The 6,808-nt window shown below is 49.7% G+C and carries 5 protein-coding genes and 1 pseudogene; 5 read left to right on the top strand and 1 reads right to left on the bottom strand.

The genetic code is table 11. The annotated features are described in order from the left end of the window. Positions 1-51: 51 nt before the first annotated feature. Both APA10_RS09245 and APA10_RS09240 read left to right on the top strand, forming a co-directional pair. Positions 52-864: pseudogene (locus APA10_RS09245) on the top strand (OprO/OprP family phosphate-selective porin); the annotation flags it as partial. A 26-nt stretch (positions 865-890) separates the two neighbouring features. After that, positions 891-1,925, top strand: coding sequence for a sulfate ABC transporter substrate-binding protein (locus APA10_RS09240; RefSeq protein WP_003631029.1), 1,035 nt, complete (start codon positions 891-893; stop codon positions 1,923-1,925). A 28-nt stretch (positions 1,926-1,953) separates the two neighbouring features. On the opposite strand, the gene qhpR is transcribed toward APA10_RS09240, so the two are convergent. Next, on the bottom strand, positions 1,954-3,099 hold the full coding sequence (gene qhpR, locus APA10_RS09235; RefSeq protein WP_174714276.1) for an AraC-like transcriptional regulator QhpR: 1,146 nt from the start codon (positions 3,097-3,099) through the stop codon (positions 1,954-1,956). Positions 3,100-3,191: 92 nt separating this feature from the next. Between qhpR and APA10_RS09230 the strand changes: the two genes are divergently transcribed. From APA10_RS09230 to eat, 3 genes are read left to right on the top strand one after another with little or no spacing between them, the layout of a single operon-like run. Next, the gene (locus APA10_RS09230) at positions 3,192-4,580 is read left to right on the top strand and encodes an ethanolamine ammonia-lyase subunit EutB (protein ID WP_003631027.1); all 1,389 of its coding nucleotides are present in this window, start codon (positions 3,192-3,194) and stop codon (positions 4,578-4,580) included. Beyond that, positions 4,577-5,362: an ethanolamine ammonia-lyase subunit EutC gene (eutC, locus tag APA10_RS09225; RefSeq protein ID WP_003631026.1), complete on the top strand. Its 786-nt coding sequence runs from the start codon at positions 4,577-4,579 to the stop codon at positions 5,360-5,362. Before APA10_RS09230 ends, eutC begins: the two co-directional genes overlap by 4 nt. A 32-nt stretch (positions 5,363-5,394) precedes the next feature. Further along, complete coding sequence (eat, locus tag APA10_RS09220; protein ID WP_003631025.1) at positions 5,395-6,747, top strand: ethanolamine permease; 1,353 nt, start codon at positions 5,395-5,397, stop codon at positions 6,745-6,747. Positions 6,748-6,808 lie beyond the last annotated feature (61 nt).

Below are 6,808 nucleotides of genomic sequence, written 5' to 3'. Positions count from 1 at the left end.
CCTCGCAGCCGTGCAGTTCGCCTCAATCATCATCCTGCTTAACTGACGACACGCCGTAGTGTTGGTGGTGAGCATTATGAAAAACGTTGGCTTGTTTCAGGGTATTTTACGGGCCAAAAGTTTGGGGACCGCTCTAAGGATACCACGATAGTTGATAGCCAGACAGGTGCAGTTATTCGCGCGGCTGGTCGTCCTTATGTTTCAAAAGATATCGATGTGCATGTGGGTGCCGGGGCAACTTCTGTATTCAAGGTTAATGAAAATAGCAGTGGCCGCCAGTTGAAATTGTCAGACAACATGGAAGTGCCGCTGGGGGAAACCAGCCTGCTTACCTCCGGAGCGCTTACAGATGTTGCGCAAATCTGGGCTGCTGGGCCCCAGTTGGCATTACGATGGAAGCGCTTTTTGCTGAAAGGCGAATACTACCATATTGGCGTACAGCGTGACCATCAGGCGCAAACTGTGCATCTGCCCTCTCTTGGGTTTGATGGTTGGTATGTGGCAGCAAACTATACACTTTTGGGAACTCCCCGCGTGTATAGTGAGAAAACGGCAGCGTTTACTACACCCGGTGTAACGTATGACTTCGACCCAGCAACCGGCCACTGGGGCGCGTTGGAAGTAAGCGGACGCTGGAGTGTGACAGACTTGTACGGCACGGAAAATCAGGGTGGAGAAGGCGTTAACGGCAACCAGCAAACGGTCTGGCAGGGCGGGTTTAACTGGTATCCTAACCGACATATCAAGGTGATGTTGGATTACGCACACTTTATTGTCACGCGTTCCAAGGGTGTATCGGGTGGCGTTAATCTGTTTGGGCGCGATGGAAATGCAGTTGTTGGCCGCGTGCAGGCGGCATTCTGAAAAACTGGTTTGAAGGTCTCATAATCATGAAAAACAAAGACTTTTCGCTTTCTCGTCGTCGCCTGCTGGTTGGGGCTGCAGTTTTGGGGGGCGGAGCCTTCTTGGGTGTGCATGCTGGGCAGGCACAGGCAGCCTCTTTCAATCTTTTGAATGTCTCCTATGATCCCACGCGTGAGTTGTATGCTGACGTAGACAAAGCTTTTGCAAATGTCTGGCATCAGGCACATCCAGAAGACAGTGTGACTGTCAAAACAGCGCATGGGGGCTCTGGTGCACAGGCGCGTTCAGTTCTGGAAGGTGTGCCAGCAGATGTGGTTACATTAGGCTTGGCCTATGATATTGATTTGCTCGCGCAGAAAGGTTTAATTGCACCAGATTGGCAAACACGCCTGCCGCACAACTCTACGCCATACACAAGCACAATTGTTTTTCTTGTGCGCAAGGGAAATCCGAAAAACATCAAGGATTGGCCAGATCTTGTGCGTGATGGCGTGCAGGTTATTACACCTAACCCCAAAACATCTGGTGGTGCCCGTTGGAATTATCTGGCGGCATGGGGATGGGCATTGCATCAGAATAATGGCTCAGAAGATGCAGCAAAAACGTATTTGAAAAGCTTATTCAAGCATGTTCCTGTTTTAGATACAGGAGCACGCGGAGCAACAAACAGTTTTGTACAACGCCATCTGGGTGATGTTTTGCTGGCGTGGGAAGATGAAGCATTGATGGCCGCTCGAGATATCGGGCCAGATCAGTTTGATATTGTCGTGCCCTCACAAACTATTCTTGCAGAACCTCCCGTTTCTTTGGTGGATAAAAATGTAAAGGCGCATGGCACAGAAGCTGTTGCCAAAGCATATCTGGAGTTTTTGTTTAGCCCGGAAGGGCAAAAGATTGGTGCCAAACATTATTTCCGTCCGGTAGATCCGGCAGTGTTGGCAGAATATGGGCAGGTGTTTCCAAAGGTAGAAACATTTGATGTTGCCAGCTTGGGTGGGTGGACAAAGCTGCAAAAAGACCATTTCTCAAATGGCGGAATTTTTGACAACCTTTATAGATAATTCCAAGTTCATAAAAGGAATTTTGATATTAGATAAAAGGTGGCGCCGGCATATATTGCTGGCGCCATGTGCGCGGGGAAACGCCGCTCCACTTCCGGAATGCTCTACTGAACGCGCTGGTTTCAGAATACCCCAATAATCTGGCAATTTGGCTGATGTCATGCTCTGGTTGTTGTAGAAAAACACATGCCTGTTTGTAGCGCGTGGTTTCCACTAAATCAGAATAAGATATTCCAAGGTCTGCCAGCCGTCTTTGCAAGGTCCAAACCGGCATATTCATGCGGGCAGCTAATAGGGTGAGGTGCCCACCTTCTGGCAAAATTTCTTTAAGTGCTAATAAAACCTGCTCTTTAAAAGAAACATGCGGATGAGGGGCACTGTGTCCGTTGCGGGCGAGCGAGATAAGAGACGCTTTTACAATTTCCAGCGTATGCGGCTGTGCATCCGGCATTGCGCGTTCCAAACCAATATCGCGGAAAATAAGCGCGTTGGTAGGGCGGCCAAAGCGGACATCTGCCTGAAAGGCTTCTCGGTGCTCCTGTGCCTGTTCGGGTTGCGCATGTGCAAAATGCACCTCTTCTGGCTGCCATGCAGGGCCTAAAGCATAGCGCAGCACATTGCAGAACATGCCGAGCGTGAGTTCTGCATCTTGCCGGCGTTCTGTAATAGTTGGGTCTGTAATGGCGTATTCAAGTCGCAATAGGTTGCCCTGCTGTACAAGGCGCGTGTGCGTGCAGCTTTGATGATAAATAAAGTGCGTTGCAAGATTATGAATGGCGTCTTTTACAGTGGGGGAAAGAAGCGCCACAAACCCAATCAACCCCAATGTCTGGGGTTGAAACTGCTGCCCGAACCATAGGCCCAAATTGCCGTGCTGGGTTTCCTTTGCGGCTTCCGTAAACAGGCGACAATATGCGTTCAGGTTCAGCATATCTGTGGGTAGGGCCAGTTTACCTGGAGCCAACCCTGCGCGGCCGGAAATGCGGTCAATATCGCCACCATGGCTTGTAATAAAGCCTTCTGCGCCAGAAGCGGCGGCGGCCATAACGCCAGAGGCAGAAAAGGCGGGCAGGGGAGACATTGCAATCCTTTGTCTGAAGCGAGTGTGTAAGCTGCAGCCGTCTTTGTCATGAAATGTTAAAAATATGTAGCGCGCAGTCAAGTCGCAAATCATTTCCCTATGATATCATTCCGAAATAGATATGATTGTAATGCATGCAGAAAGCGAACCATATCTCTTTCGCGCGCAGCTAAGGAGTTCCTTCAATGGTGTATCGGTGCACTCTGGGGGGTGAGACATACAGCTTCGATGATCTGAAAACGTTGCTGGCAGTTGCATCGTCCGAACGCTCGGGAGACCAGTTGGCTGGTGTTGCGGCACAGTCAGATGTGCAGCGTATTGCAGCGCGCTATGCCTTGGCCGATCTTCCGTTGCAGACCTTTTTGGATGTTGCGCTCGTTCCGTATGAGGAAGACGAAGTAACGCGCCTTATTATGGATACGCATGATAAGGTTGCCTTTGCACCGCTAGCACATATGACAGTCGGGCAGTTTCGGGATTGGTTGCTCTCGCACGAAGCTGATACCGCAACACTGGCGGCTGTTGCTCCGGGCATTACGCCAGAAATGGCTGCGGCGGTTAGCAAGCTCATGCGTAATCAGGACTTAATGAGTGTTGCACGCAAAATTCGTGTGATCACGGGTTTTAGAAATACCATTGGTCTGGAAGGGTGTTTGTCTTCCCGCTTACAACCCAATCATCCTACAGATGATCTAAAAGGAATCGCCGCTTCAACACTGGATGGTTTGCTGTACGGTATGGGGGATGCCGTTATCGGTATTAACCCGGCTACAGATAGTGTGGCAAATGGTATGGCCTTATTGGATATGTTGGATCATGCCCGTCAGCGCTATGATATCCCTACTCAGACCTGTGTGCTTACGCATGTGACCAATACATTGGAAATCATGAATAAGGACGGGGCGGTAGATCTGGTTTTTCAATCTATTGCTGGTACACAGAAGGCGAATGAAGGGTTTGGCATCAATCTTTCCATTCTGGCAGAAGCGCAAGATGCGGCGGTAGGGCTTAAGCGTGGCACGGTTGGCCAGAATGTCATGTATTTTGAAACAGGGCAGGGTGCAGCTCTTTCAGCCAACGCGCATCATGGTATGGATCAGCAAACGGCAGAAGCACGCGCCTATGCCGTTGCCCGTGCGTATAATCCCTTACTGGTAAACACAGTTGTTGGCTTTATTGGTCCTGAATATCTGTATGATGGAAAGCAGATTATCCGTGCCGGCTTGGAAGACCATTTCTGTGCCAAGCTGCTAGGTGTGCCAATGGGGTGTGATGCCTGTTACACCAACCATGCTGAGGCCGATCAGGATGATATGGATAACCTGATGGTGCTTCTTGGCACAGCGGGCATTACCTTTCTGATAGGTGTGCCGGGGGCTGATGATGTGATGCTGAATTATCAAAGCCTTTCGTTCCATGACATTCTGACATTGCGCAATTTGTTAGGTCTAAAACCTGCTCCAGAATTTGCGGCATGGCTGGAGAAAATGGAACTGTACGATAGCCAGCACAACCGCATGCGAGAAATTGCACCGGGGCAAACCCGACTAGGGCAGTTGGTAGGTGCAGCATGACAGATAAAAAGCTACTGGCTACAGGTTCAACGCTTCCGGAAGAACGTGATGAATGGCAGGGTTTGCGGCAGTTCACGCGGGCTCGTATTGGTTTGAGTCGTTCTGGAAATGCACAATGCACAAAAGATGTTTTAGCATTTCAGGAATCTCATTCCAAAGCGCGGGATGCTGTGCATATTCCTTTGGATGTTGCGCATTTACAGGCAGAAATGGGAGATGCGCCTGTTATCTTCGTTTCCAGCCAGGCGCAAGATCGGCAAACGTATTTGCGCCGTCCAGATCTGGGGCGCAGGCTCAATGCTGCATCACTTGAGGCTTTGCCTCATGGGCAATGGGATGTGGTGTTTGTTGCAGCGGATGGATTGTCTTCTATCGCAACACAAAAGGAAGCTCTGCCGCTGTATCGGGCCATGTGCAAGCGGTTGGTCGGGTGGCGTATTGCACCTTTGGTTGTGGCAACACAAAGCCGGGTAGCATTGGGTGATGAAATTGCCCAGAAAATGGGTGCGAAAATTGTTGTCATGATGATTGGGGAGCGCCCGGGCTTAAGTGTTGCCGACAGCATGGGAGTGTATCTGACATACGCGCCTTATGTAGGCTGTCCAGATTCTTCCAGAAACTGTCTCTCAAATATTCATACATATGGTCTTTCCACGTCTGCTGCGGCCGATAAACTTACCTGGTTGATGCAGGAAGCCATGCGTTTGAAAGAAACAGGAATTGGTTTGAAAGATTCTTCCCCAGAGAATGGAATAATCGAAAATACACCGAAAATTTCTTGATAATTCTCTGACACAAAAGGATGTACTGAAGCATGGGCGAGGGTTCAACGCATCTCAACAAATCTCTCAGCACGTTCCATCTATGGGGTATTGCTGTTGGTCTGGTTATTTCCGGAGAGTATTTTGGCTGGAGCTATGGCTGGGGCACGGCTGGAACTTTAGGGTTTTTGGTAGCCACAGTTTTTGTGGCCATTATGTACACGGCTTTTATCTTCAGTTTTACAGAACTTACTTGTGCCATCCCGCATGCGGGTGGCCCGTTTGCCTATAGTTTTCGGGCATTAGGGCGATGGGGCGGTTTGTTGGCAGGGCTTGCCACGCTGGTGGAGTTTATTTTTGCACCACCAGCTATTGCGTTGGCTATTGGTGCTTATCTGAATGTGCAGTTTCCACATCTCTCCCCTAAAGTTGCGGCATTGGGGGCATATTTGGTGTTCATGACACTGAATATTGTGGGGGTGCATATTGCTGCAACATTTGAGCTGTTTGTAACAATTGCAGCTATTATCGAACTTCTTGTGTTTATGGGGGTCGTGGCACCCGCATTTTCATGGCACCATTTCCTTCAGAACGGTTGGGGTGTTGCACCGCATTTTGGCTGGGAAGCTATGGGCGGTATTTTTGCAGCCGTTCCATTTGCAATCTGGTTCTTTCTGGCCATTGAAGGCGTTGCCATGGCGGCAGAGGAAGCAAAAGATCCGCGCCGTTCTATTCCTATCGCATATATTGCGGGTGTGCTTACGCTTGTTTCATTGGCGTTTGGTGTCATGCTGTTTGCTGGCGGTGTGGGGGATTGGCATACTCTTGCCAACCTGAATGACCCTTTGCCGCAAGCCATGAAGGCTGTAGTGGGCAGCAATAGCGGATGGTTGCACATGCTGGTGTGGCTGGGGCTGTTTGGTCTGGTTGCCTCCTTGCATGGCATTATCATGGGGTATGGTCGGCAGATCTTTGCATTGGCTCGCGCAGGGTTCTTGCCTGCTGTGTTGGGTAAACTGCATCCACGTTTCAAAACGCCTTATACGGCCACGTTGGCTGGTGGCAGCATCGGAATTGCAGCTATCTTTTCGGATGACATTATCTCTATCAATGGGCAGTCTCTCACGGCCACATTGGTTACAATGTCTGTTTTTGGGGCTCTGACCATGTATCTGCTGAGCATGGTCAGCCTGTTTCGCTTGCGCCTGAAAGAACCAGCTTTGTCTCGTCCCTATCGGGCGCCATTGTACCCGGTTTTGCCAGCTATTGCGTTGCTGGGTGCTGTTGTTTCACTTGTGGCGGTAATCTACTATAATCTTACGATATTTTTCATATATGTTGGGTTTATTGCGCTTATTACGTGTCTTTTCATGGCGTTTTCGCGCAAACCACAATCAGACCTTTAATGCTGTTAGAGCCTGAATCAGAAAGCGGTTTGATTGATTTTTCGCAGAACTCTGCGGATAT

This window comes from Acetobacter pasteurianus subsp. pasteurianus LMG 1262 = NBRC 106471 (assembly GCF_000285275.1).
Taxonomy (GTDB): Bacteria; Pseudomonadota; Alphaproteobacteria; order Acetobacterales; family Acetobacteraceae; genus Acetobacter; species Acetobacter pasteurianus.
Note: the sequence above shows the minus strand (reverse complement) of the source record. Positions and strands in the feature narration are given on the sequence as shown.

Coding starts and splice junctions, on each gene's coding strand:
- APA10_RS09240 (WP_003631029.1), top strand. CDS start 891: ATGAAAAACAAAGACTTTTCGCTTTCTCGTCGTCGCCTGCTGGTTGGG.
- qhpR (WP_174714276.1), bottom strand. CDS start 3,099: ATGATTTGCGACTTGACTGCGCGCTACATATTTTTAACATTTCATGAC.
- APA10_RS09230 (WP_003631027.1), top strand. CDS start 3,192: ATGGTGTATCGGTGCACTCTGGGGGGTGAGACATACAGCTTCGATGAT.
- eutC (WP_003631026.1), top strand. CDS start 4,577: ATGACAGATAAAAAGCTACTGGCTACAGGTTCAACGCTTCCGGAAGAA.
- eat (WP_003631025.1), top strand. CDS start 5,395: ATGGGCGAGGGTTCAACGCATCTCAACAAATCTCTCAGCACGTTCCAT.